The following is a 23,340-nucleotide window of genomic DNA, read 5'->3' on the forward strand; positions in this document are numbered from 1 at the left end:
CAATGAAATTGAGATATTCCGTATTGGCTGTCGCGATGGCTTGCGCCCTGGGGTCCCAGAGCTGGGCCGATGAGGCGGCCGCCAAGAAGTGGATTGACAGTGAGTTCCAGCCTTCTACTTTGAGCAAAGCGCAGCAGGCCACTGAAATGAAGTGGTTTATCGATGCTGCCAAGAAGCTGCAGGGCAAGGGCGTGAAGGAAATTTCCGTCGTGTCGGAAACCATTGCAACCCACGAATATGAGTCCAAAACACTCGCCAAAGCTTTCGAGGAAATCACCGGTATCAAGGTCAAACACGATCTGATCGGCGAAGGTGACGTCGTCGAGAAACTGCAGACCTCCATGCAATCCGGAAAGTCGATTTATGACGGCTGGATTACGGACTCTGATTTGATCGGGACCCACTATCGCTACGGAAAGATCATGAATCTGACCGACTACATGGCAGGCGGCGGCAAAGAGTGGACCAACCCGGGTCTTGATTTGAAGGATTTCATCGGCACCAGTTTTACGACCGGGCCTGACAAAAAGCTTTACCAGCTGCCAGACCAGCAGTTCGCCAACCTGTATTGGTTCCGCGCGGACTTGTTTGAAAAGCCTGAATTGAAGGCCAAGTTCAAGGCCAAATATGGCTATGAGCTGGGTGTTCCCTTGAATTGGAGCGCTTATGAAGACATTGCTGCGTTCTTCAGTGAAGACGTCAAGACGATTGATGGCAAGCCGATCTACGGTCACATGGATTACGGCAAGAAAGATCCTTCCCTGGGCTGGCGCTTCACCGATGCGTGGCTGTCGATGGCGGGTACAGCGGATGTCGGTATTCCAAACGGCAAGCCGGTCGATGAGTGGGGCATTCGCGCATCTGCGGATGGATGCACTCCCCAGGGCGCCTCGGTGTCCCGCGGCGGTGCGACCAACTCTCCGGCGGCAGTCTATGCATTGACGAAATACATCGACTGGATGAAAAAGTACTCGCCGAAAGAAGCGATCGGCATGACCTTTGGCGAAGCCGGTCCCGTGCCTGCACAGGGCCAGATTGCGCAGCAGATTTTTTGGTATACCGCTTTCACCGCTGACATGATCAAGCCCGGTTTGCCTGTCGTGAATGCCGATGGAACTCCAAAATGGCGCATGGCACCTGGCCCCAATGGTCCGTACTGGAAGCAGGGCATGCAAAACGGCTACCAGGACGTCGGTTCCTGGACTTTCTTTAAAGACCATGACGCCAACAAAGTCGCCGCCGCATGGCTCTATGCGCAGTTCGTAACTGCCAAGACCACTTCGCTGAAGAAGACCATCGTGGGCCTGACACCTATCCGCGAATCGGACATCCAGTCAAAGGCGATGACCGACATGGCGCCCAAGTTGGGTGGTTTGGTGGAGTTCTACCGCAGCCCTGCACGTGTGGCATGGACCCCGACCGGAACCAACGTGCCTGACTACCCCAAGTTGGCGCAACTGTGGTGGAAGAACGTTGCCGTGGCTGTGACCGGGGAGAAGACACCCCAGGCTGCGATGGACAACCTCGCAGAAGAGATGGACAGCGTGATGGCTCGTTTGGAGCGCTCCGGTATGGCGGTATGCCCACCCAAGTTGAACGCCAAGAGCAGCCCCGACAAGTGGCTGAGCGATAAGGGCGCTCCTTGGAAGAAGTTGGCAAACGAAAAGCCGAAGGGTGAAACCATCGCTTACGACACGCTGCTGAACGCCTGGAAAAATGGAAAAGTGCGTTAAGTCCTCTTGAAGAAAAGGGCGGCAGGAGCGCAGATCTTGCGACTTCAGCCGCCCTTTGCCCGTCGGCATGGGCGCAACAGAAATGCCTGAAAATTTGGATATTGAGTGAACCCTATGAGCGCCACCCTATCAAGCAACACGACGATGCGAGCAGACTTGCTGAACCGTCTTGCAGAGCCCCAAGAGTACGACCTTGCCGTAGTAGGCGGGGGCGCGACGGGGCTCGGTGTTGCCTTGGATGCAGCAGCCAGGGGTTTTCGTGTGGTGTTGATCGAATCTCACGACTTTGCAAAAGGGACCTCTTCACGGGCGACCAAGCTTCTGCATGGCGGGGTGCGCTATTTGGCGCAGGGAAATATATCGCTGGTGCGAGAGGCGTTGCATGAGCGCACGACACTTTTGCGGAACGCGCCGCACCTTGCGCAGCCCTTGGCTTTTGTGATGCCCTCTTACAAATGGTGGGAAACGCCCTTTTACGGAGCGGGGCTTACTGCCTACGATTTTCTCGCAGGCAAAGCGGGGTTGGGCAAAACGGAGTTCTTAAGCGTGGCGGAGACCCAACGCCTGGTGCCCCGGGTTGCGCCTGCCGGCCTCAAAGGAGGCGTGAAGTATTGGGATGGCCAGTTTGATGACGCCCGTCTCGCACTGTCTATTGCGCGGACCGCAGCGTCAAAGGGGGCGCTCTTGGTTAATTACTGCGCTGCCAAGTCTTTGACTTATGTGGACGGAAAGATTTCCGGCTTGGAGTGTGAAGACACGCTGAGTGGGCGGCAGTTCTCTATTCGTGCCAAATGTGTGGTGAACGCTACCGGCGTCTGGGTCGATGGCCTCCGGGAAAAAGATGGCGCCGCCAACCCCAACGATGGCCGGAGCCCCACCAAGCCCATGGTCGCACCAAGCCAAGGCGTGCATATTGTGGTGGATCGCGAGTTTTTGGGGGGCGACACCGCTCTGATGGTGCCGAAGACGCAAGACGGCCGCGTACTGTTCGCCGTGCCGTGGCTTGGAAAAGTGATTCTGGGCACCACGGATACGCCGCGAGCTGACCTCGACCGAGAGCCAAAGCCCTTCAAAGAGGAGTTGGACTTCATATTAAGAGAGTCCGCACGGTATTTGACAAAAGCGCCTGAACACTCTGACATCCGGAGCATTTGGGTTGGGCTTCGTCCATTGGTGAAATCACAAGCCGATGATGGTGAAAACACCAAGACGATCAGTCGTGAGCATACGGTCTTGGTAAGTCGCAGTGGCTTGGTGACAGTGACGGGCGGTAAATGGACGACGTACCGCGCCATGGCCGAGGACGTCTTGGCAAAGTGCGCAGACCACCAACTGATTGACTCGCGCCCCGCGGGGGCGACCGAAAATCTGCGTCTGCAGGGTGCGCAGGGAGGCGAGGTCGCCCAAAGCGCCATGGCGGCACCGCAAGGCGCCCACTCTTATGGATGGGACTACGCAGCTGTCTTGGCCCTTGAGGGTGCACAAAACGAAATAGCTCCGGGGTTGACAGAAGCCATGGTGCGATACGCGGCCCGGTACGAATACGCAATTAAAGTGGAAGACGTACTGGCACGCCGTTGTCGCATGTTGTTTTTGGATGCCCGATTAGCGGCCTCGGTTGCAGTGAAGGTTGCTGAAATCCTCGAAGAGGAGACCGGAATTTCATCGGAATGCCAAGAATTTGTAGCCTTGGCACGCCAATACATGGAAATTCCGGTTTAAAAGTAGTTGACTGCCGGTTTAAGGACTGGCACAATAGTGGGCTTCGCTTGAAAAAGCTGAAGGTTCTGCCCAAATAGAAATCGTGCAAGTGGTTTGTGCGACGGATAGCGGGCCCAAGACTGACTTGGTTTTGTAGTTGCCAGTGTGGCAAAGCAGCTCCAGGTGCAAGTTGGGAATAATGAAATGATCCAAACTGAATCTCGACTGGAAGTTGCCGACAACACCGGCGCGAAATCCGTTCTCTGCATCAAGGTGCTGGGCGGGTCGAAGCGTCGCTATGCAAGCGTCGGCGACATCATCAAAGTTTCCATCAAAGAAGCTGCTCCACGTGGACGCGTCAAAAAAGGCGAAGTCTATAGCGCTGTAGTGGTTCGTACTGCCAAGGGCATCCGCCGTGGCGACGGTTCTTTGGTGAAATTCGACGGCAACGCAGCTGTGTTGCTCAACGCCAAGTTGGAGCCTATCGGCACCCGCATCTTCGGACCAGTGACCCGCGAATTGCGCACTGAAAAGTTCATGAAGATCGTGTCCTTGGCTCCTGAAGTTTTGTAAGGACCCGCCATGAACAAGATTCGCAAAGGCGACGAAGTCATCGTTATCGCAGGTCGCGATAAGGGTAAGCGCGGAGTGATCTCCTTGCGCGCTGACGACTCTCACGTAGTCGTCGAGGGCATCAACTTGGTGAAAAAGCACACCAAGCCAAACCCTATGAAGGGCACAACCGGCGGCATCGTTGAAAAAACCATGCCTATTCACCAGTCCAACGTTGCCATCTTCAATGCGGCAACCGGCAAGGCTGACCGTGTTGGTATCAAGGTGCTGGCTGACGGCAAACGCGTTCGCGTTTACAAGTCCAGCGGCGAAGAAATCAAGGTGGCATAAACATGGCACGTCTACAACAACACTACCGCGAAAAAGTGGCGCCTGAGTTGACAGCCAAGTTTGGCTACACCTCGCCCATGCAAGTGCCACGTTTGACCAAAATCACTCTGAACATGGGTGTGAGCGAAGCCGTTGCCGACAAGAAGGTCATGGATCACGCTGTGTCCGACCTGACCAAGATCGCAGGCCAGAAGCCCGTGGTGACCAAGTCTAAGAAAGCTATCGCTGGTTTCAAAATCCGCGAAGGCCAGGCTATCGGTTGCATGGTGACTCTGCGTGGCGTTCAGATGTACGAATTCCTAGATCGTTTCGTGACCGTGGCTTTGCCTCGCGTTCGTGACTTCCGTGGTATTTCTGGTCGCGCTTTTGATGGCCGTGGTAACTACAACATCGGCGTTAAAGAGCAGATCATTTTCCCTGAGATTGAATATGACAAGGTTGATGCCTTGCGCGGCCTCAATATCAGCATCACCACGACGGCTAAGACAGACGAAGAGTGCAAGGCACTGCTCGCTGGCTTCCGCTTCCCGTTCAAGAACTGAGGTGACCTGTGGCTAAAATGGCTTTAATCGAGCGCGAGCTCAAGCGCGACAAGTTGGCTGCTAAGTACGCTAAGAAATATGCGGAACTGAAGGCTATCGCTGGTGACGCAAAACGTTCTGACGAAGAGCGTGCTGCAGCCCGTCTGGGTCTGCAAAAGTTGCCCCGTAATGCAAACCCCACTCGCCAGCGTAACCGCTGCTCCATCACGGGTCGTCCCCGTGGGACGTTCCAGCACTTCGGTCTGGCTCGCGCGAAGATCCGTGAAATGGCATTTGCTGGCGAGATCCCCGGCATTGTCAAGGCCAGCTGGTAAGCGATAGGAGAACTGAACATGAGTATGAGTGATCCAATCGCCGACCTGTTGACACGCATTCGCAATGCACAAATGGTTGCGAAGACAACAGTGTCCGTGCCTTCTTCCAAAGTGAAGATCGCAATTGCACAAGTGTTGAAAGAAGAAGGCTACATTGATGGCTTCAAGGTGTCCACCGAAGGTGGTAAAGCCGAGTTGCAAATCGCCTTGAAATATTACGCCGGTCGCCCTGTGATCGAGCGTATTGAGCGTGTGAGCCGTCCTGGCCTGCGCGTTTACCGCGGCAGCGAAGCGATTCCTCAAGTCCAAAACGGCTTGGGTGTTGCTATCGTGACTACACCCAAGGGTGTTATGACAGATCGCAAAGCGCGCGCTTCCGGTGTCGGTGGCGAAGTGCTGTGCTACGTCGCTTAACGCTACAGGAGTAATAAAGAATGTCCCGCGTAGGCAAACTCCCCGTCACCGTCCCTGCAGGTGTTGAAGTGTCCATTCAAGCTGGTCAAATCAGCGTGAAAGGCACTGGCGGCACCCTGCAACTGGCTCAAAACAGCCTGGTGAATATCCAAAACGAAGCTGGCAAGCTCAGCTTCAAACCCGCAAACGACTCTCGTGAAGCTGACGCAATGACTGGCACCTTCCGCCAGTTGGTCAACAACATGGTCGTTGGCGTTACCAAGGGCTTTGAGCGTAAGCTGAGCCTGATTGGTGTGGGTTACAAGGCGCAAGCAACAGGCACCAAGTTGAACTTGGCTGTTGGTTACTCGCACCCCGTGAACCTCGAAATGCCTTCCGGCATTTCTGTGGCCACACCGACACCTACTGAAATCTTGATCAAAGGTGCTGACCGCCAACGTGTGGGTCAGATCGCCGCTGAGATTCGTGCGATTCGCCCACCTGAGCCCTACAAGGGCAAGGGCATCCGCTATGCGGATGAGAAGATCACGATCAAAGAAACGAAGAAGAAATAAGGAGCTGCATCATGTTGACCAAAAAAGAGCAGCGTCTTCGTCGGGCACGTCAGACCCGCATCCGTATTGCAACGCAAGGCGTCGCACGTTTGACCGTCACACGTACAAACCTGCACATCTATGCCAGCGTTATTTCCGGCGACGGCGGCAAAGTAATTGCCTGCGCATCGACTGCTGAAGCAGAAGTTCGCAAGTCCCTGGGTGCAACTGGCAAGGGCGGAAACGTCGCAGCAGCACAAATCATCGGTAAGCGCGTCGCTGAAAAAGCGAAGGCAGCGGGCGTTGAAAAGGTGGCGTTTGACCGTTCCGGTTTCGCCTACCACGGTCGCGTCAAGGCGTTGGCTGATGCCGCGCGTGAAGCTGGCTTGCAGTTCTAAGCAGATCGGAAATTAAGATGGCTAAAGTTCAAGCAAAAATGCAAGGTAAGGCCGAGGGTCCAGAGGACGGTCTGCGCGAAAAAATGATCGCGATCAACCGCGTGACCAAAGTCGTGAAGGGCGGCCGTATTCTCGGTTTCGCAGCTCTGACTGTGGTTGGTGACGGTGATGGTCGTATTGGTATGGGTAAGGGTAAGTCCAAGGAAGTGCCTGCAGCAGTGCAGAAAGCCATGGAAGAAGCTCGCCGTAACATGATCAAGGTAACGTTGAAGAATGGTTCTATCCATCACAAAGTGATGGGTCACCATGGCGCAGCCAGCGTGATGATGGCTCCAGCACCAAAGGGTACGGGCATCATCGCCGGCGGTCCAATGCGTGCCGTTTTCGAAGTCGTGGGTATCACTGACATCGTAGCCAAGAGCCACGGCTCTTCCAACCCTTACAACATGGTTCGTGCAACCTTGGATGCTTTGTCTGTGTCGACGACACCAGCTGAAGTAGCAGCCAAGCGCGGCAAGACGGTTGAAGAGATCTTCGCTTAATCGAGGACTTCAAATGACTACACAACAAACTGTGAAGATCCAATTGGTGCGTAGCCCAATTGGTACCAAAGAGTCCCATCGCGCCACTGTGCGCGGCTTGGGTCTGCGCAAGCTCAACAGTGTTAGCGAGTTGCAAGACACGCCAGCAGTGCGCGGCATGATTAACAAGATCAGCTACCTGGTCAAGGTGCTTTAAGAGGTTGATGATGGAACTGAATAACATCAAGCCCGCTGAAGGTGCCAAGCACGCTAAGCGTCGCGTCGGTCGCGGCATCGGTTCTGGCCTTGGTAAGACTGCTGGACGCGGTCACAAAGGTCAGAAGTCACGTTCCGGCGGATACCACAAAGTCGGTTTCGAAGGCGGTCAGATGCCTATGCATCGCCGTTTGCCCAAGCGTGGCTTCAAGTCTCATCTCTTGAAGTTCAATGCAGAGATCACTTTGACCGCTTTGGAAGCCCTTGGCTTGGAAGAAGTCAACTTGGTGGCTCTGAAGCAAGCTGGCGCTGTTGGTGAATTGGCCAAGGTGGTGAAAGTCATCAATACCGGTGCCATTACTAAAGCCGTTAAGCTAAGCGGAATCGGTGCTACAGCTGCAGCCAAGGCTGCAATTGAAGCTGCCGGCGGCGCAGTCGCTTAATTAGCACGCGAAAGTAACTAGTGGCTACAAACGCAGCACAAACAGCCAAGGCAGGCAAGTTCGGTGACCTCCGTCGCCGGCTTGTTTTCTTGTTGTTGGCGCTCGTGGTCTACCGCCTGGGGGCACACATACCTGTCCCCGGTATTGATCCGGCCCAATTGCAGCAGTTGTTCAAGGGTCAGCAAGGCGGCATATTGAGTCTATTCAATATGTTTTCTGGCGGAGCTTTGTCGCGCTTCACAATTTTCGCTCTGGGCATCATGCCCTACATCTCTGCTTCGATCATCATGCAGTTGCTCACTTACGTGTTGCCTGCGTTTGAGCAGTTGAAGAAAGAGGGCGAAGGTGGTCGTCGTAAGATTACCCAGTACACCCGCTATGGCACTTTAGGGTTGGCGTTATTCCAGTCCTTGGGTATTGCGGTGGCGTTGGAAGCGTCTGCAGGATTGGTCATTTCGCCTGGCTTTGGCTTTCGAATGACTACGGTAGTGACCTTAACAGCAGGAACTATGTTCTTGATGTGGTTGGGTGAGCAAATCACTGAGCGTGGGCTGGGGAACGGAATTTCGATTCTGATCTTCGGTGGGATCGCTGCAGGTTTGCCAAGCGCCGTAGGTGGTCTTCTTGAGCTTGTCCGCACAGGCTCCATGGGCCCGATCGTTGCAATGCTCATCGTTGTGGTTGTTGCGCTGGTTACCTACTTTGTGGTGTTCGTAGAGCGTGGGCAACGGAAGATTCTTGTGAACTATGCTCGCCGCCAAGTCGGCAACAAAGTTTACGGTGGTCAGTCGTCCCATTTGCCTTTGAAGCTGAATATGGCGGGCGTTATTCCTCCGATTTTTGCTTCTTCGATCATTTTGCTGCCCGCAACGATTGCAAACTGGTTTAGTTCCGGTGAATCGATGCGGTGGCTCAAAGATATCGCGGCGACATTGAGCCCTGGCCAGCCAGTCTATGTAATGTTGTATGCGGCTGCTATCGTATTCTTCTGTTTCTTCTACACAGCGCTTGTTTTTAACAGCCGTGAGACAGCAGATAACTTGAAGAAGAGCGGAGCGTTTATCCCCGGGATCCGTCCTGGTGATCAGACAGCAAAGTACATCGACAAGATTTTGGTACGGTTGACGCTGGCTGGTGCGATCTACATTACCTTTGTGTGTTTGTTGCCGGAGTTCTTGATCCTGAAGTACAACGTACCGTTTTATTTCGGTGGAACCTCGTTAATGATTATTGTTGTGGTCACTATGGATTTCATGGCTCAAGTCCAGAACTACATGATGTCCCAGCAATACGAGTCACTGCTGAAAAAGGCGAACTTCAAGGCGTCTTGAGTCAGGTAGTTCATAGTTGAAATGAAGCCTGACCAGCCTGGCTGGAACGGTAGATGTTTTAGTATCAAGTTATAGCGCTTGTTCCGCGCGATTCAAAGTCGGAACTTGGCGAAGAGTTTTAGGAGAAGAAAATGAAAGTTTCGGCTTCGGTCAAGAAAATTTGCCGCAACTGCAAAATCATCCGACGCAAAGGCGTTGTGCGTGTGATCTGTACAGATCCACGTCACAAGCAGCGTCAGGGTTAATTGCAAGAGTTTTAGAGGACGAAAATGGCACGTATTGCTGGCATCAACATTCCGCCGCACCAACATTCTGAAATTGGCTTGACTGCCATCTTTGGTATTGGACGCACCCGCGCACGCAAGATCTGCGAGGCTTGTGGCATCGCTTATTCGAAGAAGGTCAAAGATTTGACTGACTCCGATCTTGAGAAGATCCGCGACCAGATCGCTCAGTTTACAATTGAGGGTGATTTGCGCCGCGAAACAACGATGAACATCAAGCGTTTGATGGACATCGGTTGCTATCGTGGATTCCGTCACCGCCGCGGTTTGCCGATGCGCGGTCAGCGCACACGTACCAACGCACGTACACGCAAAGGCCCACGTAAGGCTGCTGCGTCTTTGAAGAAATAATAGGGATTGAGAGACCACTATGGCAAAGGCTCCCGCTAATAACGCAGCACAACGTGTTCGCAAAAAGGTTCGCAAGAACGTTGCTGACGGCATTGCACACGTGCACGCTTCGTTCAACAACACCATCATCACCATTACGGACCGTCAAGGCAACGCTTTGTCCTGGGCCTCGTCCGGTGGTCAGGGTTTCAAGGGTTCGCGTAAATCCACTCCGTTCGCTGCTCAAGTAGCGTCTGAAGTGGCTGGTCGTGCAGCTCTGGAACAAGGCATTAAGAACCTCGACGTCGAGATCAAGGGCCCAGGCCCAGGTCGTGAGTCTTCGGTTCGTGCCTTGGCAGCATTGGGTATCCGCATCAACATGATTGCTGACGTTACTCCTGTGCCGCACAACGGTTGCCGCCCTCAGAAGCGCCGCCGTATCTAATCTTAACCAAGCCCACCGCCACCAACTTTTGTTGGTGGCTTGCGCGTTTCTACGCGTCAGATGACATAAAAGGAAGTTCAAGTGGCACGTTACCTCGGCCCCAAGGCCAAACTATCTCGCCGTGAAGGCACGGACCTGTTTTTGAAGAGCGCTCGTCGTTCTATCGCAGACAAGGCTAAATTCGATTCCAAACCAGGTCAGCACGGCCGCACTTCTGGTGCACGTACCTCCGATTACGGTTTGCAATTGCGCGAAAAGCAAAAAGTCAAACGCATGTACGGCGTTTTGGAGCGTCAGTTCCGCCGTTATTTTGCTGAAGCCGACCGTCGTCGCGGAAACACAGGTGCGAACCTGATGGTTTTGCTGGAGTCCCGTTTGGATAACGTGGTTTACCGTATGGGCTTCGGTTCTACGCGTGCAGAAGCGCGTCAGCTGGTGTCTCACAAAGCGATGACCGTGAACGGCGCGCCTGTGAACATTCCTTCTTACATGGTAAAGGCGGGTGACGTTATCGCTGTTCGCGATAAGTCCAAAAAGCAAAACCGTATCGTTGAAGCTCTCCAATTGGCCCAGCAAGTTGGTTTGCCAGCATGGGTGGAAGTGAACGTTGAGAAGGCTGAAGGCACATTTAAAACTGTTCCTGACCGTGACCAGTTCGGTGCTGACATCAACGAATCGCTGATCGTTGAATTGTATTCCCGCTAATTTTTTCGGGTTTTTGTAATCGTTCCTTTGCTACGGGGCACCGTGGCAAAGGTACTTCACCAGCCTTACCGATGTAACGAGTCGGGGGTATTGAGAGGAAGTTTGCATGCAAAACAATTTGTTGAAGCCAAAGTCGATCAGCGTTGAACAGCTTGGATTGAATCGCGCGAAGGTGGCCTTGGAGCCTTTCGAGCGCGGTTACGGACACACACTCGGCAATGCGCTGCGTCGTGTTCTGTTGTCGTCTATGCCAGGCTTTGCTGCGACAGAGGTGACAATCGCAGGCGTGTTGCATGAGTACTCTTCGATTGATGGTGTTCAAGAAGATGTTGTAAACATTTTGTTGAACCTCAAAGGCGTTGTCTTTAAGTTGCACAACCGCGAAGAAGTCACATTGAGTTTGCGTAAGGACAGCGAAGGTGTAGTCACTGCCGCTGACATCCAGACTCCACATGATGTAGAAATTATCAACCCTGAGCACGTCATTGCGAACCTGTCACATGGTGGCAAGCTCGACATGCAAATCAAGGTTGAAAAAGGCCGCGGATACGTTCCAGGAAGCATGCGTCGCTATGCTGACGAGCCAAGCAAGTCCATTGGCCGTATTGTGTTGGATGCGTCTTTTTCTCCGGTTCGTCGCGTAAGCTACACAGTCGAGAGCGCTCGCGTAGAGCAACGTACTGACTTGGACAAACTCGTGGTCGAGATTGAGACCAACGGCGCAGTGACCGCTGAAGATGCAGTTCGCGCTTCCGCTAAAATCTTGGTCGAGCAATTGGCAGTGTTTGCCCAGCTGGAAGGCAGCGAATTGGATGCGTTTACTGCTCCAGTTCCCCGCGGCAATACGCAATTCGATCCGATCTTGTTGCGCCCAGTGGATGAATTGGAACTCACAGTCCGCTCTGCGAACTGCTTGAAGGCCGAGAACATTTACTACATCGGTGACCTGATTCAGCGAACCGAAAACGAGTTGCTCAAAACGCCAAACCTGGGTCGTAAGTCCCTGAATGAGATCAAGGAAGTTTTGGCTTCCCGTGGTTTGACTCTGGGAATGAAGTTGGAAAGCTGGCCTCCAGCTTCCCTCGAGAAGCGTTAATAAATTGAACCCTGCGAAGGGTTCCGTGCATCGGACAGTACCTGATACGGCTGTCTGTTAAATAACTGAAGGAAATTAAAATGCGTCACGGACACGGTTTACGTAAATTGAATCGCACTAGCTCACATCGTTTGGCGATGTTGCGCAACATGATGAACTCGCTCATTCAGCACGAGGCCATCAAAACTACAGTGCCTAAGGCCAAAGAGCTACGCCGCGTCGTGGAGCCTATGATCACTTTGGCCAAAGAGGCCACTGTTGCAAACCGCCGCTTGGCATTTGACCGTTTGCGCGACCGCGATAGCGTGACCAAGCTGTTTGACGTGCTTGGCCCCCGTTTCAAGGCTCGTCCTGGTGGTTACACACGCATCTTGAAGATGGGTTACCGCGTTGGTGACAATGCGCCTATGGCTTTGGTCGAATTAGTTGAACGTTCTGAAGAAGTTTCTGCAACTTCTGAAGAAACCAAGGTTTAATGGGTTATAATTAAAGTCTTGACGCGGAGTGGAGCAGCCTGGTAGCTCGTTGGGCTCATAACCCAAAGGTCGTTAGTTCAAATCTAGCCTCCGCAACCAATAGACACGTGGTACACCACGGCAACAAAGGCTCACTTCGGTGGGCCTTTTTTGTTTATGGCACAATTTTGGGCCGTTCGAGGGGAAAGAGCTCGTTCTTCCCCCTCGACCAGTACTCCGTTCGCTTACGCAGTATCCCCACCACAAGCGTGAATAGCTTGATTTTGAGAAGTTAGATGGCCAAATCACCGACCAAAGACACCATCGTGAATGATGGTCTGAATTACAAGTCCAAAGCAGGAGGCTCACCGTTCCTTGAGTCTTCTTATCTCGGGGCCGCGACTATGTCTTGTTTTCTATGTGGAAAGCATCGTTCACGTCAGTTCCTTAAAACACGTAAGTTGATCGGGAAGTCACACACCGTTTGTGCACCTTCCTGTAAAGAGCTGGCTGAGCAAGAAGCTAAGCAATAACATGCGCATGCTCAAGCTCAAGCTCAAGCTCAAGCTCAAGCTCAAGCTCAAGCTTGTCCTTGGGCAAGGCTTCTGATGATTTCCCCTGGGCTCCAAGTGGTTCAGGACCGGCTTTCTGGTGAACTTGAGCGCCTCTTTGGCTTGCAGGCCTGTTCGGAGCCAAAGGAAGTCAGTCAAGATGATTCCAGAGTTCTTATTCTGCAACTGAGTAAGCCGAGCGAATGGTCATCTCTGGCGGTCTTATGGCACGCCTTCGTCAGTGAATGGGGAATGCCGGCCCCCGCTATCGCCGTTAATGGCCGCGATGGCATTCAGATTTGGTTTTCGTGTCAAACGCAGTTTCGATTTGATACAGCTGTCGAACGCAAACGCGGCGTGGATTTGATACACCGTTGTGTGGGGCGATTGTCTGTTTTGTCTTTGCTTGTCTTTCAAGCAGTCAGTGGCTCGCCACTGACTGCTTGGCGCCCTTAGGCTGCCTGTTCCTCCTGTGTATCAAGGTGACTGCGTTTTCGTTTGAGTAGGGTATTGCTGCTGGCGGCAATCACACCGGCACGCCGCTTATCTTTCAGGCGATAGGAGTCTCCTGAAATCGGGACCACATGGGCGTGGTGGAGCAGTCGGTCAAGTAGCGCCGCTGTCAGCGTGGCATCGTCTGCAAACGTCTGGTCCCATTGCCCAAACGGCAGATTGGAGGTCAGGATGAGACTTCCCACTTCATAGCGTTTGGCAATGACTTGGAACAGAAGATTCGCCTGTTCCCGATTCATGGGAAGGTACCCGACCTCGTCAATGATCAACAGCCGGTAGGGACGCACGATGCGTTTGATAGCCTCTTCCAGGGTGTTCTGCCGTAGTGCCGTGCTCAGTGTCATCAGCAGATCTGCCGCCGTGATGAAACGCGTCTTGATTCCAGCCTGGGTTGCCCTGTAGCCCAAGGCGATGGCCAAGTGGGTTTTGCCCACCCCACTGGCGCCCAGCAAGACCACGTTCTCGCTGCGCTCCACGAAGGCCAGACTGCCAAGCTCCTGTACCAGGGGTTTGGGCACGCCGCTGGCAAACTGGAAGTCAAACTCATCAAGCGTCTTGATGGCGGGGAAGCCCGCTATGCGCGTGAGCATGGCGCGTGTTCTCTCCACTCTGGCTAGAGCCTCGCCACGCAAGGCTTGCTCCAGGAACTCCAGGTACCCCAGCTCTTTCTTGGCCGCCATTTGCCCCAAGTGGGCAAGCTGATCGGGTAAGTTGAGCAGGCGCAGCTGATCACACAGTTCACGCAGTCTTTCCATTTGCAGGCTCATGGTCGTCCTCCTGCTGAGGCTTGGTTGTGCACCAGCGTGTCATACATCGCCAGAGGATGCTGCAGGCCTCGCCATGCCGCGGCTGGAATTGGCCGGACTGCTGCGCCGCTACCGGTGACTTTTTGCAATTGACGCACTGTTCGCCCACTGTAGGCGCTGGGGATGGCCAGCAGATGTGTGCGCTCCTGTTGCAAAGCCAGTGCCGGCACACACCCAGTGGTTCCGTGGATCCGCACATTGGCAACGTCACGCAGCCAGGTGCGCATTTCCCGATTGGCTGTGTCCGCGTCCACCACCAAGCATTGCTGCTTCATACTCGCCACCAATGGCACCCAGAAGCTGCGCCGGATGTAGCCATTCATGCGTTCGACTTTGCCCTTGGTCTTGGCCCGATAGGGCTTGCACACCCGCGGCACAAAGCCATGGTGGTGCGCAAAGTCAGCAAAGGCACCCTGGAACTGGTGCAGGTTCTTGCCGTAGGCGTCACGCTTGAGGATGACGGTCTTCATGTTGTCGTACAGCACTTCACGGGTGACTCCACCAAAGCTCTCGAACGCCCTGACATGGCACGCCAGTAGTGTCTCCAGCTTCATGTCTGTGACAAACTCCGCGAAGGTCGCCCGGCTGTGGCCAAGCGTTGCCACAAACGCCGCCAACATGCCGTCTTTATGCCCAGACTTGCGGAACTCGATCCAGTCCATCTGCATTTGCTCACCGGGCTGGGTCTCGAACCGCACAACCGGATCCGGGCGCGCCTGTGGACGCAACTCCTTGAGGTACTCCTGCAGGATGCGCACGGAGCCCGTATACCCCTGTGCGGCAATCTCACGCTGCAGCACCGTTGCGGGAATCCAATCAGGCTTGGCCGCCTGAATACGTCCAGCCAAGTAGTCCTTGAATGGATCGAGCTTGCTTTTACGTTCCGGCAGTTTCTTCATGGCCGGCGGACCGCCCTCCAAATACTTACGCACCGTGTTGACTGCCATTCCAGTTTGCGCCGATATCTCGCGCAAGCTCAGCCTGTGCTTCCTTAAAACCTTGAGTTCCATGTACTCCTCGTTCGTAATCATTGCCAGTCCCATCCATGGTTCGGATGGCTTGGCACGTTAGTCGAGGTGTATCAATTCCTCACCGCGTTTGCGTGTCATTTTCATACTGCGCGTGACATTACCAAGCAAGACGCCAAGAAAAGGTCTGCCGCCTTCGATTCGTTCTTGGCTTCTAAGCGGGTGCAGAGTGCACCACTTTCACCGCAGGTGTCGAAGCCTACACACCAAGATCCGCTCTTTCGAGCCTCGTCGTTTATCCGGAATGCGGGGAATCGCTTTGACAGCTATTGTTCAAAGAACGGATTTGGACAGTTGTTTGCAAATCCTGGCCCATTTTTCGCGTGGAGCATTTTGTGGATGTCGCTGCGAAAGGCGGGAAGCAATGATCAGCGCTTGAAGTCAATCACGATTGAAGGCTTGAACAAAGTTCTTGCTGTCAATAACAACCTAACGATGGGAGTGGTCAACAACACTCTGAAAGATAAAGCTGGCGGTTCTGGGCCAGGGCTTGCAGAACTCAATAAGCTGTTGGGGATAGACATGCATCGCATGTTCAACGACTCAAATAAAGTGTTCGTTGATCGGCTTTCAGTAGCAATCGAGGCCTCTCTCGATCGAGAGAAGGCAGGGCATGAGCAGATATTCGTTCCGATTCTCGATGTGCTGATGAGTAGAAATGGTCCAACAGGTTCAAAGTTCGACCATATGTCCGATAGCGAATTCGAACTCATATTCGCTGACCAATGCAAGGATGTTTCGAGAACCGGCGCAAATATGGCCACAGCAATTTTGCGAGACCTTTAATCAGATTGGGAGATCCCGCATGGCCTTGAATCGAACTGCTTACTATTTGCCTGGTGCGGGCGGATATATCAGCACCGGTCTGGGCGAGGGACTTTTGAGTCGAGGCTGGGCCGCTAAAGGGCGAGAAACAATTGGCGAATTCCGGAAGTGGCCATTCCAGAAACAAGTTGACGCCATAGCAGACGATTTGCGTGCGATGTTTTGGCGTGAAGATGCACACGTAGTCGCCGTTTCCTTTGGGGCATATCTTTTCCTTCATGCCCAAGCACAGCTGCCGCCATATGTCGGTAAAGTGCTGCTGCTCTCTCCAATAGTTGGTCAGTTTTCCAGTGAGGAGATAGGCCTAGGATTCATTCCTCCCAGAGCTGACAAACTTAGAGAGTTGGCCGAGTCAAACCAGTATCCTGTGCCATTAAATTGCCAGATTCATGTTGGCTCCGAAGATTGGCAAAGTAACCCCGAGAATGTTCTTGAGTTCGCCGCCAGGCTCGGAATCACAGCTACTGTTGTTCCTGGACTCGGTCATCAACTTGGCAAAGAATATGTTGGCGGCATTCTTGACAACTGGCTAGAGGTTTCCGTGATGGCCCCTGAAAGAAAATTATGAAGCCTGACTTAAACAAATTTGCTGAGGTCTCGATTGAAAATCTCGAGCATTTTCTGACGGAAGAAAATCATCCAGAATATGTTTCATATCTGAACGATCTTGTCGAAAAGGGGAGCTTCGAGGCGGTTGAAAAGCTCTTCAATTCATACTTTTGGGGGGATTCCTACACTGAAGAGGATCAGCCAAGAGCGCTCAAATTGCTAGGCAACTTTGCTGAAAAAAATCAGTCTGCTCAAGCTGCTAACGTCTTGGCCGAACACTATCGTCTATATGTCGACGAAGAAGATAGCGATCAGAATGCAGTGCACTGGTTGCAATTCTCAGCGTCATTACGTGATGGAGACTCGGCATTTGAGCTCGGTAAGGCCTACTACCTTGGAACCCTCGGCCTTGCTGAAGATGAGGATCTTGCCGCTAAATATCTTGAGCAGTCCTTGGAGTATGGCGATCGAAAAGGATATCCAGTTCTGGCCAAGATCTATCTCAAGTCTGACGACGAAGAAAAGTGTTCTCGTGGCAAAGAGCTAATGACAGTCGGGGCGAAATCAGGTAACGCAGAGTGTCAATTTGAATTGGCAAATCGTTACTTGACTGGTGAGGGTTTCAAGAAGGATGCCCGCCTGGGGATTTCTTGGCTATTTAAGGCTTCTGAGCAGGATTATGTTGATGCACTTATCAGGCTAGGTGGAATGTACCTCTCTGGTGAGGAGATGGACAAGAGCCCATACGATGGGTTCCGATGCTTTGAGAAGGCCGCACATAAGCATTCGAAACTTGCCCAGGCACGTCTTTCTTCACTCTACTTGCTGGGTGTTGGTGTCGAGAAAAATCTCACACTCGCATATGCGTGGATCCGAATTGCTGAACGAAATCTCGCACGGCGAGCGCCTGAAAATTTAAGCTTTACCGGGGAGCTTCTGGGCGCTCACGTCCTTTCCGAGCCGCAACTCAAACACTCAGAAAACTTCGTGACCGAGTTCACCAAAGACAAAGAGTGGAGATACCCCGTTCACGATAAGTAAATATTCAATGATCTGAAACGGATAACTAATGCTGACAGAACGAATTTCACAAGCGCTTGCTCTAGCTGTTGAGGCACACACTGGACAAAAGCGGAAAGGAACTGACATTCCTTATGTCGCTCACCCGATGGGGGTGGCATCAATTGCGCTTGATCACGGAGCTGATGAGGAGCAAGCGATGGCGGCGTTGCTTCACGATGCTATTGAGGATGGTGGTCCTCAATATGCCAGGTTGATCCGTGACAAATTCGGTGATCGCGTGGCCGATATTGTCGAGGGGTGTACTGATGGCATTCCTGATGCCAGCGGCAAAAAAGCACCCTGGAAGATCCGCAAGGAGCAATACCTCGAACATCTGAAAGACGCCACAGACGATGTGTTGTTGGTGAGTGGATCTGACAAGCTGCACAACGCACGTGCAATTGTCGAAGACCTCCTGCGAATCGGTTCTGCTGTCTACGACCGATTCACGGCGAGCCAAGAACAGACTCTCTGGTACTACGAATCTTTGGCGAAGGTGTTTTCCGAGCGTGGCACCCCGGTAGCAGCATCTTTGAATGACACGGTTCGAAGGATGAGAGAGCTTTCTAGATGATCTAGCCTTCGAGGGTGAGTTTTTTGAACTCCTCTGCTCGCAGAATCTGATCGAGGACCTTTTGAAATTGATCTTCGTAGACTTCATTGCTGCTGTCTGCGAAGTACCTCAACACGTGGCTTGCTTTCTCCCACGCATCTTTCTTTATGAGAATGACTTCTCTGTGCCGCGTCTCGTCCGGAATGATGGCGTGTAGGTAAAGTTCAGGGTCACCCGTTTCAAAATTTGCCCAGTAGTCAAGGACCGCGTCGGGCACCTGGACTGTGCGAAGTCCTTCCCCTTCCAAGGACATGACCCTCATCTTTGCCGCTGGTGTTGGTAGATCATCTGGGATGTCCAATATCCTGCACATCGGACGGAGTGGTCCGGACGCAGATGTTGCATCCAGTTTTTTCAGATCAAAGGCACCCCGGTAAATGAAGTCGAGCAGTTCGGACAGAGCTGCTCCCTCAGCGCCAAGCGTTTCTGCTCCTTGTTTCCCAATAGCTCGAAGAGTCTCTCGCGAGAATTTCCTGGCCTGTTGGTCGTCGAAATGGCCGGGCAACTGGTTCAGAAGCTGGAGGTCATTGAAGTTCGCTTTTGGCTGTGTTTCTGAGGGGAATTTCCACCCGTTTTCCAGAGCGACAGAAACAAGCACTGCGAGAACGGCTCCATTGACTTGCTGCGCTTCGCCGTTGCGACTCAGCTCCCAGGTGAATTTGGAAACAGCATCTTCGACCATGATGTTGTTGTCATCCGCTGGGTCGTGTTGGTTGCCTAATCGGTCAGGCTGGTTGTTTGAGTTGTCCATGGGCATGCTGTTTGAGTCTCTTGAGCCCATTTTCCTGAATTTTTCGAGATAAAATTACGATTAGAGAGTTAGCCGTCCAGCAAAGGGATCGCGCGACACACGCAAGAAGGGAAGTTTTCCCTAACTGGTGAGGAACTCGGAGCGAACCCTTGGATGCACCCTGACCTCCTCACTTGGGGGTGTTTTCAGGACAACAATCCTCACACCTTCGGGATGAGTGTTTGTGGTGCTGCTATACTCCACCACCAGATATAAAGCGGCATTTCTTTTCAAGAGATGCCGCTTTTTCTTTGTCGGTACTTGTTACTTCTCTGGATTTGCCACTAGTCCCTATGGGCACTTGTCTTGAAGCAACGAAGGGTTTAACCTTTCGATGTCGTGTGAGTGGGTTCCAGCGCGCGGCGGGAGTGGGGAAGCGATACAGGCAATAAGCCGCGCTTCACAGATATAAAAAAACAATCTGGGGTATCACATGTTCAGCAAAATTTTCGGCAAAAGTGCGTCCGGAGGGGCCCAGCGATCTGAGGCCCAAGACTCCAGGGGGCTCGAAGTAGTTGAGGATGATCCTGAAACTTCCTGGAGTTTGTGGGACAACGCCTTGGCTGCGCAGGATTCCCAACACAGCATGCTGGATGCTGCCGGCAATACGCGTCCGAACGGTAGCGCGGCGCAACACCGCATGCCCGGGCTCTATCCGGCCCATCGTGCATTGGATTTTGACGATGCCCCCACCCGTCCGATGGGGCTGGATGAGAAAGAGCCCGAAGTGCTTGCTGCAGAGGCCCTGGAGCGGGTCGAGCTGCATCACCACCGGATTGCCCAAACGATCCGTACGCTGTGGGGCTACAAAGAGTGCAGTGCTTACATTAACCAACTCATCATGAGTGGTGGCGATGGCATGGGGAATGCACGCATCGGATTCAAGCCGGAGGCGGTCGAGGCCATGCTGCAACTGGCGGATTTGCACGATGTGCTGTTCGGCCCCGCAGAGCCTCCCGCTGATTCAGGGTTTGCGCCGTCGGTGCATTCCAGCTTGAGCGGGCTGCGCTAATCGTCCCTACCAATCCAGCAGGGTCAGCCCTAGGCTGAGTACTGTGCGCTGGCGGTTGTAGTCCATCAAGGAGTCACCGTAGCCGGTAAACAGCTCGGTGTGCAAGCGAAGACTGCTCCGGTTGGCGTTCTCCGTTGCGCTCCCGATTTTTTTGAACCAAGCAAAACGCAAAGATCCGCTATCGCTGGATTGCAGGGAATGGCGAACGGTCAGCGCCAAAGAGTTGTGCGGGTCCACATTCCAAACGGCAGAGACTTCCGCGCGACCAATGCGGTCCACGATATCGGGGTTGTCATCGCTGGCACTGTCCTCCGGAATGCGCTGCCATAGCGCGCCGGTGATCGAGATTTGGTTTCCAAACTCCAAGCCCGCCCGCCCGATGATCCGGTTCCAGCTCCGCGAAAGGGGCAAGCTTTGGCCATTGCTCTGGTGGTTCACTCCGATACCGCCGTAGCGCAAGCGCCAGCCGGAGGGCAGGGCGCTTGCGATCGGGAAAATGTAGATCAACTCGGGCTCATGGTCCGTTGCGCGGAAAGGGCGCGACAAATCGGCATTGAAAAGCTGCCAATACGACTGCTGGCTGTACGCAAACCACAACGAATCCAAGCGGTTGGGGTCGCCGCCCGTCAGCAGGCCCTGCGCCACTTTGGTCCGCACGGAGAGGTTGATCCGGGTTTCGGTCTTGGTGTAGGCCTGAAAGGTACCCGTGTGTCCGCTTGCCGGCGAGCTGGGTGCCGTATTGACGCTGTCGGAGCCGATCACTGCAAGACTCACTGGCCGGTACCCTCTCAAGCCGAAGGTGCCGCAGTCGCTGGCGGGCTCCAGCTCCCAGAAACGCGATAGCGGCGTTGCAGAGGGGTTTTTGCAGCTCACCACCTCTACCGGCACGGGGGTCTCCACAGGCGCGACAGACTCCATCAGCAACATGTTGGCCGCGACCGGTTCGGCCTTTTGCGCTTGGGTAGCCGCTGAGAAAGCGGAGAGCACGAGCAGACAAACAGCGAGGCGCTTACGATTTTTCATGGTTTTTCTGCCGCAGTGGCGGCTGTGGCGAGGGCTTTGGCGGCGAACTCTGCGCGCAGGGCGCGCAGTTTTTCACGCGGGTCTTCTTTCGCGGTCGCAGAGTCCAGTGCCATCTCGGCAATAAACCGGCTAGGTAAGGCGGCGACCATCTCGCGGCCTTTTTTGCGGCGGCGGGTCCAGCTCACCGCCAAACTGCGCTGCGCGCGGGTAATGCCGACATACATCAAACGGCGCTCTTCCTGCAGACGGGCGGCGATGTCTTCATTGGCAGACTCATGGTCCAGGCTAGAGCCACCCAAGGTGTCTGCGCCATCCCCCAGCTTGAAGGGCAACATGCCTTCGGTCACACCAACCAGCATCACATGCGGCCACTCCAGTCCCTTGGAGGCATGCAGCGTGGAGAGCGTCACCACGTTTTGGTCTTTTTCCCGCTCACTGATGGTGGAGAGCAGTGCAATGGTCTGCGAGACTTCGAGCAGATTTTTGATTTCCCGCGTGTTGGTCACGCCGGCCGCATCGTCAATCTGACCGCCGCAGCGCTGGGCCATCCATTCGCAGAACTCGATCACGTTGCTCCACTTGGCAGACGCGGCGCCCTCACTGTCTTCCCCGTCGTAGAGGTGCTTTTCGTACCCGATCTCTTTGAGCCAATCCATGATGAACGCCAGTGCCGCCTCGGCGCCCTCAGTATGGCGTGCGCGGTATTCAAGGTCGTTGATATACCGGCCAAACTCATGCAGGCTGCCCAGTGCCTTGGCGCTCAGCACACTGGCCAGTGACGACGAAAACAGAGACTCAAACAGGCTCAGCTTGTACTGGGTGGCAAACACCCCCAGGGTGCCCAAAGTGGTGTGGCCAATGCCGCGCTTAGGCGTAGTGACTGCCCGCAAAAACGCGGGGTCATCGTCGTTATTGCTCCACAAGCGGAACCAGGCGCACAGGTCGCGGATTTCGGCCCGGTCAAAAAAGCTCTGGCCGCCGGACACCTTGTACGGAATGCCCGCCTTGCGCAGCGCCTTCTCAAATGGCTTGGCCTGGTGGTTGGCCCGGTAGAGCACCGCAAAGTCGCGGAATTCTTTGTACTGCTTGCCCTGGGCGTCTGGGACGCCCCCACCAATCCCGTTGGCGCGCAGGCTCTGTATCCGGGCAACGGCACGTTCGGCCTCGTGCTCTTCGTTGTCAGCGTCCACGACCCGCACCGGTTCGCCCTCGCCGAGTTCGCTGAACAGGGTTTTCGGAAACAGCTTGGGGTTCGGTCCGATCACGTTATTGGCGGCCCGCAGGATGGCGCTAGTGGAACGGTAGTTCTGCTCCAGCTTGATGACCTTGAGGGTGGGGAAGTCCACTGGCAGCTTCTTGAGGTTGTCTAGCGTGGCACCGCGCCAGCCGTAGATGGACTGGTCGTCATCCCCCACCGCGGTGAAGCGCGCTTTCTCCCCGACCAGGTACTTCAGCACCTCGTACTGGGTGGCGTTGGTGTCCTGGTACTCATCCACCAGCACATGGCCCAACAGGTTCTGCCAGCGGGCACGTACTTCGGGGAAATCCCGCAGCAGCTTGAGCGGCAGACTGATCAAGTCATCAAAGTCCACACTCTGGTAGGCCACCAAGCGTTCTTCATAGCGCGCCATGGCGGTGGCGATGATGCGCTCGTTGTCGTCCTCGGCGGCGGCGAGCGCCTGCTCGCTGTTCAGGCCTGCGCCTTTCCAGGCGCTGATGGTCCACTGCCATTGGCGGGCGGTAGCCGTGTCGATCGTGCCGCCCGCATCTTTGATGATGCTGGTCACATCGTCACTGTCCAGAATACTGAACTGGGGTTTCAGGCCCAGCACCGAGCCGTCTTCCCGCAGCATGCGCACGCCCAGCGCGTGAAAGGTGCACACCACCACATCCTTGGCCGCCTTGCCAATCAGGTGCTTGGCGCGCTCCCGCATTTCCGCGGCCGCTTTGTTGGTAAAGGTGATCGCCGCAATCCGGTTGGCGGGCATGCCCATTTGGATCAGACGGGCGATTTTGTGGGTGATCACCCGCGTTTTGCCCGAGCCCGCACCGGCCAGCACCAGGCAGGGCCCGTGGAGGTAGTTCACCGCCTCTTGCTGGGCGGGGTTCATGCCGTGGTTGGCGGAAGGGGAGGACATGGAGCGGGCAGGTGTAGCGTGCAGAGAGCGGGCCATCTTAACGGCTCGCCGCTACTCGCCCGCCCG

30 protein-coding genes and 1 tRNA gene are annotated in these 23,340 nt (G+C 54.3%); 26 read left to right on the plus strand and 5 right to left on the minus strand.

From position 1 onward, the window contains the following. The first annotated feature begins 2 nt into the window (after positions 1–2). The 21 genes from RAE21_RS17940 to RAE21_RS18040 all read left to right on the plus strand — a co-directional run bounded on the left by RAE21_RS17940 (position 3) and on the right by RAE21_RS18040 (position 12,973). On the plus strand, positions 3–1,733 hold the full coding sequence (locus RAE21_RS17940) for an ABC transporter substrate-binding protein (protein ID WP_313882534.1): 1,731 nt from the start codon (positions 3–5) through the stop codon (positions 1,731–1,733). A gap of 114 nt (positions 1,734–1,847) precedes the next feature. Next, the gene (locus RAE21_RS17945; protein WP_428984045.1) at positions 1,848–3,455 is read left to right on the plus strand and encodes a glycerol-3-phosphate dehydrogenase/oxidase; all 1,608 of its coding nucleotides are present in this window, start codon (positions 1,848–1,850) and stop codon (positions 3,453–3,455) included. 183 nt (positions 3,456–3,638) lie between these two features. Further along, complete coding sequence (rplN, locus tag RAE21_RS17950) at positions 3,639–4,007, plus strand: 50S ribosomal protein L14 (protein WP_007861702.1); 369 nt, start codon at positions 3,639–3,641, stop codon at positions 4,005–4,007. 9 nt (positions 4,008–4,016) lie between these two features. Then, positions 4,017–4,337, plus strand: coding sequence for a 50S ribosomal protein L24 (gene rplX, locus RAE21_RS17955; RefSeq protein ID WP_087496064.1), 321 nt, complete (start codon positions 4,017–4,019; stop codon positions 4,335–4,337). Between the two features lie 2 nt (positions 4,338–4,339). Next, the gene (gene rplE, locus RAE21_RS17960) at positions 4,340–4,879 is read left to right on the plus strand and encodes a 50S ribosomal protein L5 (RefSeq protein ID WP_087496065.1); all 540 of its coding nucleotides are present in this window, start codon (positions 4,340–4,342) and stop codon (positions 4,877–4,879) included. Between the two features lie 8 nt (positions 4,880–4,887). After that, positions 4,888–5,193, plus strand: a complete 306-nt coding sequence (gene rpsN, locus RAE21_RS17965; RefSeq protein WP_313874944.1) for a 30S ribosomal protein S14 — start codon at positions 4,888–4,890, stop codon at positions 5,191–5,193. A gap of 18 nt (positions 5,194–5,211) precedes the next feature. Next, the gene (gene rpsH, locus RAE21_RS17970) at positions 5,212–5,607 is read left to right on the plus strand and encodes a 30S ribosomal protein S8 (RefSeq protein WP_313882536.1); all 396 of its coding nucleotides are present in this window, start codon (positions 5,212–5,214) and stop codon (positions 5,605–5,607) included. A gap of 20 nt (positions 5,608–5,627) precedes the next feature. Continuing rightward, a complete protein-coding gene (gene rplF, locus RAE21_RS17975; protein ID WP_313874946.1) occupies positions 5,628–6,161 on the plus strand; it encodes a 50S ribosomal protein L6 in 534 nt (177 codons plus the stop codon). An 11-nt stretch (positions 6,162–6,172) separates the two neighbouring features. Next, a complete protein-coding gene (gene rplR / locus RAE21_RS17980; protein ID WP_313882537.1) occupies positions 6,173–6,538 on the plus strand; it encodes a 50S ribosomal protein L18 in 366 nt (121 codons plus the stop codon). A 17-nt stretch (positions 6,539–6,555) separates the two neighbouring features. Then, positions 6,556–7,080 (plus strand): 30S ribosomal protein S5, encoded by a 525-nt coding sequence (rpsE, locus tag RAE21_RS17985; RefSeq protein ID WP_313874948.1) that lies wholly within the window; start codon positions 6,556–6,558, stop codon positions 7,078–7,080. Between the two features lie 13 nt (positions 7,081–7,093). After that, positions 7,094–7,276 carry a 50S ribosomal protein L30 gene (gene rpmD, locus RAE21_RS17990; protein ID WP_087496071.1) on the plus strand — a complete coding sequence of 61 codons (183 nt, stop codon included), beginning with the start codon at positions 7,094–7,096 and terminating at the stop codon, positions 7,274–7,276. Positions 7,277–7,286: 10 nt separating this feature from the next. Beyond that, entirely contained in the window at positions 7,287–7,718 is a 432-nt protein-coding gene (gene rplO, locus RAE21_RS17995) for a 50S ribosomal protein L15 (protein ID WP_313874949.1), read from the plus strand. A 20-nt stretch (positions 7,719–7,738) separates the two neighbouring features. Further along, complete coding sequence (gene secY / locus RAE21_RS18000; RefSeq protein WP_313874950.1) at positions 7,739–9,049, plus strand: preprotein translocase subunit SecY; 1,311 nt, start codon at positions 7,739–7,741, stop codon at positions 9,047–9,049. Positions 9,050–9,180: 131 nt separating this feature from the next. Further along, on the plus strand, positions 9,181–9,294 hold the full coding sequence (rpmJ, locus tag RAE21_RS18005; protein WP_012348927.1) for a 50S ribosomal protein L36: 114 nt from the start codon (positions 9,181–9,183) through the stop codon (positions 9,292–9,294). A 24-nt stretch (positions 9,295–9,318) separates the two neighbouring features. After that, on the plus strand, positions 9,319–9,684 hold the full coding sequence (gene rpsM, locus RAE21_RS18010) for a 30S ribosomal protein S13 (protein WP_087496073.1): 366 nt from the start codon (positions 9,319–9,321) through the stop codon (positions 9,682–9,684). A 19-nt stretch (positions 9,685–9,703) separates the two neighbouring features. Then, positions 9,704–10,108, plus strand: a complete 405-nt coding sequence (gene rpsK, locus RAE21_RS18015) for a 30S ribosomal protein S11 (protein ID WP_029706489.1) — start codon at positions 9,704–9,706, stop codon at positions 10,106–10,108. 81 nt (positions 10,109–10,189) lie between these two features. After that, positions 10,190–10,813: a 30S ribosomal protein S4 gene (gene rpsD, locus RAE21_RS18020; protein WP_313874951.1), complete on the plus strand. Its 624-nt coding sequence runs from the start codon at positions 10,190–10,192 to the stop codon at positions 10,811–10,813. A 106-nt stretch (positions 10,814–10,919) separates the two neighbouring features. Then, positions 10,920–11,909: a DNA-directed RNA polymerase subunit alpha gene (locus RAE21_RS18025; RefSeq protein WP_313882538.1), complete on the plus strand. Its 990-nt coding sequence runs from the start codon at positions 10,920–10,922 to the stop codon at positions 11,907–11,909. Between the two features lie 80 nt (positions 11,910–11,989). Then, entirely contained in the window at positions 11,990–12,385 is a 396-nt protein-coding gene (rplQ, locus tag RAE21_RS18030; protein WP_313882539.1) for a 50S ribosomal protein L17, read from the plus strand. 22 nt (positions 12,386–12,407) lie between these two features. Further along, positions 12,408–12,484 (plus strand) — tRNA-Met (locus tag RAE21_RS18035). A 366-nt stretch (positions 12,485–12,850) separates the two neighbouring features. Further along, on the plus strand, positions 12,851–12,973 hold the full coding sequence (locus RAE21_RS18040; protein ID WP_313882540.1) for a hypothetical protein: 123 nt from the start codon (positions 12,851–12,853) through the stop codon (positions 12,971–12,973). A 394-nt stretch (positions 12,974–13,367) separates the two neighbouring features. Here RAE21_RS18040 and istB read toward each other — a convergent pair whose 3' ends face one another. Beyond that, the gene (istB, locus tag RAE21_RS18045; RefSeq protein ID WP_313879687.1) at positions 13,368–14,195 is read right to left on the minus strand and encodes an IS21-like element helper ATPase IstB; all 828 of its coding nucleotides are present in this window, start codon (positions 14,193–14,195) and stop codon (positions 13,368–13,370) included. Beyond that, a complete protein-coding gene (istA, locus tag RAE21_RS18050; RefSeq protein ID WP_428984048.1) occupies positions 14,192–15,265 on the minus strand; it encodes an IS21 family transposase in 1,074 nt (357 codons plus the stop codon). Before istA ends, istB begins: the two co-directional genes overlap by 4 nt. Positions 15,266–15,310: 45 nt before the next feature. Here istA and RAE21_RS18055 point away from each other — a divergent pair, with 45 nt between their 5' ends. The 4 genes from RAE21_RS18055 to RAE21_RS18070 are packed head-to-tail and all read left to right on the plus strand — an operon-like array spanning position 15,311 to position 18,272. Next, positions 15,311–16,048, plus strand: a complete 738-nt coding sequence (locus tag RAE21_RS18055; RefSeq protein ID WP_313882541.1) for a hypothetical protein — start codon at positions 15,311–15,313, stop codon at positions 16,046–16,048. A 19-nt stretch (positions 16,049–16,067) separates the two neighbouring features. Beyond that, the gene (locus tag RAE21_RS18060; protein WP_313882542.1) at positions 16,068–16,655 is read left to right on the plus strand and encodes an alpha/beta fold hydrolase; all 588 of its coding nucleotides are present in this window, start codon (positions 16,068–16,070) and stop codon (positions 16,653–16,655) included. Continuing rightward, positions 16,652–17,677: a tetratricopeptide repeat protein gene (locus RAE21_RS18065; RefSeq protein WP_313882543.1), complete on the plus strand. Its 1,026-nt coding sequence runs from the start codon at positions 16,652–16,654 to the stop codon at positions 17,675–17,677. The genes RAE21_RS18060 and RAE21_RS18065 overlap by 4 nt, the downstream gene beginning before the upstream one ends. A gap of 28 nt (positions 17,678–17,705) precedes the next feature. Beyond that, positions 17,706–18,272, plus strand: coding sequence for an HD domain-containing protein (locus RAE21_RS18070; RefSeq protein ID WP_313882544.1), 567 nt, complete (start codon positions 17,706–17,708; stop codon positions 18,270–18,272). A 1-nt stretch (position 18,273) separates the two neighbouring features. On the opposite strand, the gene RAE21_RS18075 is transcribed toward RAE21_RS18070, so the two are convergent. After that, positions 18,274–19,062 carry a hypothetical protein gene (locus RAE21_RS18075; protein WP_313882545.1) on the minus strand — a complete coding sequence of 263 codons (789 nt, stop codon included), beginning with the start codon at positions 19,060–19,062 and terminating at the stop codon, positions 18,274–18,276. 472 nt (positions 19,063–19,534) lie between these two features. Between RAE21_RS18075 and RAE21_RS18080 the strand changes: the two genes are divergently transcribed. Beyond that, positions 19,535–20,113, plus strand: coding sequence for a hypothetical protein (locus RAE21_RS18080; RefSeq protein ID WP_313882546.1), 579 nt, complete (start codon positions 19,535–19,537; stop codon positions 20,111–20,113). Between the two features lie 6 nt (positions 20,114–20,119). Here the strand turns inward: RAE21_RS18080 and RAE21_RS18085 are convergent, their stop codons facing one another. Both RAE21_RS18085 and RAE21_RS18090 read right to left on the minus strand, forming a co-directional pair. Further along, positions 20,120–21,136: a phospholipase A gene (locus RAE21_RS18085; protein WP_313882547.1), complete on the minus strand. Its 1,017-nt coding sequence runs from the start codon at positions 21,134–21,136 to the stop codon at positions 20,120–20,122. After that, entirely contained in the window at positions 21,133–23,274 is a 2,142-nt protein-coding gene (locus RAE21_RS18090) for an ATP-dependent helicase (RefSeq protein ID WP_313882548.1), read from the minus strand. Before RAE21_RS18090 ends, RAE21_RS18085 begins: the two co-directional genes overlap by 4 nt. Positions 23,275–23,340 lie beyond the last annotated feature (66 nt).

The organism is Rhodoferax potami (assembly GCF_032193765.1).
Classification (GTDB): Bacteria; Pseudomonadota; Gammaproteobacteria; order Burkholderiales; family Burkholderiaceae_C; genus Allorhodoferax; species Allorhodoferax potami.

What these genes read in the sequence shown, in the direction of transcription:
- RAE21_RS17940 (WP_313882534.1), top strand. Translation starts at nt 3, where the DNA reads ATGAAATTGAGATATTCCGTATTGGCTGTCGCGATGGCTTGCGCCCTG.
- RAE21_RS17945 (WP_428984045.1), top strand. Translation starts at nt 1,848, where the DNA reads ATGAGCGCCACCCTATCAAGCAACACGACGATGCGAGCAGACTTGCTG.
- rplN (WP_007861702.1), top strand. Translation starts at nt 3,639, where the DNA reads ATGATCCAAACTGAATCTCGACTGGAAGTTGCCGACAACACCGGCGCG.
- rplX (WP_087496064.1), top strand. Translation starts at nt 4,017, where the DNA reads ATGAACAAGATTCGCAAAGGCGACGAAGTCATCGTTATCGCAGGTCGC.
- rplE (WP_087496065.1), top strand. Translation starts at nt 4,340, where the DNA reads ATGGCACGTCTACAACAACACTACCGCGAAAAAGTGGCGCCTGAGTTG.
- rpsH (WP_313882536.1), top strand. Translation starts at nt 5,212, where the DNA reads ATGAGTATGAGTGATCCAATCGCCGACCTGTTGACACGCATTCGCAAT.
- rplF (WP_313874946.1), top strand. Translation starts at nt 5,628, where the DNA reads ATGTCCCGCGTAGGCAAACTCCCCGTCACCGTCCCTGCAGGTGTTGAA.
- rplR (WP_313882537.1), top strand. Translation starts at nt 6,173, where the DNA reads ATGTTGACCAAAAAAGAGCAGCGTCTTCGTCGGGCACGTCAGACCCGC.
- rpsE (WP_313874948.1), top strand. Translation starts at nt 6,556, where the DNA reads ATGGCTAAAGTTCAAGCAAAAATGCAAGGTAAGGCCGAGGGTCCAGAG.
- rpmD (WP_087496071.1), top strand. Translation starts at nt 7,094, where the DNA reads ATGACTACACAACAAACTGTGAAGATCCAATTGGTGCGTAGCCCAATT.
- rplO (WP_313874949.1), top strand. Translation starts at nt 7,287, where the DNA reads ATGGAACTGAATAACATCAAGCCCGCTGAAGGTGCCAAGCACGCTAAG.
- rpmJ (WP_012348927.1), top strand. Translation starts at nt 9,181, where the DNA reads ATGAAAGTTTCGGCTTCGGTCAAGAAAATTTGCCGCAACTGCAAAATC.
- rpsM (WP_087496073.1), top strand. Translation starts at nt 9,319, where the DNA reads ATGGCACGTATTGCTGGCATCAACATTCCGCCGCACCAACATTCTGAA.
- rpsK (WP_029706489.1), top strand. Translation starts at nt 9,704, where the DNA reads ATGGCAAAGGCTCCCGCTAATAACGCAGCACAACGTGTTCGCAAAAAG.
- RAE21_RS18025 (WP_313882538.1), top strand. Translation starts at nt 10,920, where the DNA reads ATGCAAAACAATTTGTTGAAGCCAAAGTCGATCAGCGTTGAACAGCTT.
- rplQ (WP_313882539.1), top strand. Translation starts at nt 11,990, where the DNA reads ATGCGTCACGGACACGGTTTACGTAAATTGAATCGCACTAGCTCACAT.
- istB (WP_313879687.1), bottom strand. Translation starts at nt 14,195, where the DNA reads ATGAGCCTGCAAATGGAAAGACTGCGTGAACTGTGTGATCAGCTGCGC.
- istA (WP_428984048.1), bottom strand. Translation starts at nt 15,265, where the DNA reads ATGATTACGAACGAGGAGTACATGGAACTCAAGGTTTTAAGGAAGCAC.
- RAE21_RS18060 (WP_313882542.1), top strand. Translation starts at nt 16,068, where the DNA reads ATGGCCTTGAATCGAACTGCTTACTATTTGCCTGGTGCGGGCGGATAT.
- RAE21_RS18065 (WP_313882543.1), top strand. Translation starts at nt 16,652, where the DNA reads ATGAAGCCTGACTTAAACAAATTTGCTGAGGTCTCGATTGAAAATCTC.
- RAE21_RS18070 (WP_313882544.1), top strand. Translation starts at nt 17,706, where the DNA reads ATGCTGACAGAACGAATTTCACAAGCGCTTGCTCTAGCTGTTGAGGCA.
- RAE21_RS18075 (WP_313882545.1), bottom strand. Translation starts at nt 19,062, where the DNA reads ATGGACAACTCAAACAACCAGCCTGACCGATTAGGCAACCAACACGAC.
- RAE21_RS18080 (WP_313882546.1), top strand. Translation starts at nt 19,535, where the DNA reads ATGTTCAGCAAAATTTTCGGCAAAAGTGCGTCCGGAGGGGCCCAGCGA.
- RAE21_RS18085 (WP_313882547.1), bottom strand. Translation starts at nt 21,136, where the DNA reads ATGAAAAATCGTAAGCGCCTCGCTGTTTGTCTGCTCGTGCTCTCCGCT.
- RAE21_RS18090 (WP_313882548.1), bottom strand. Translation starts at nt 23,274, where the DNA reads ATGTCCTCCCCTTCCGCCAACCACGGCATGAACCCCGCCCAGCAAGAG.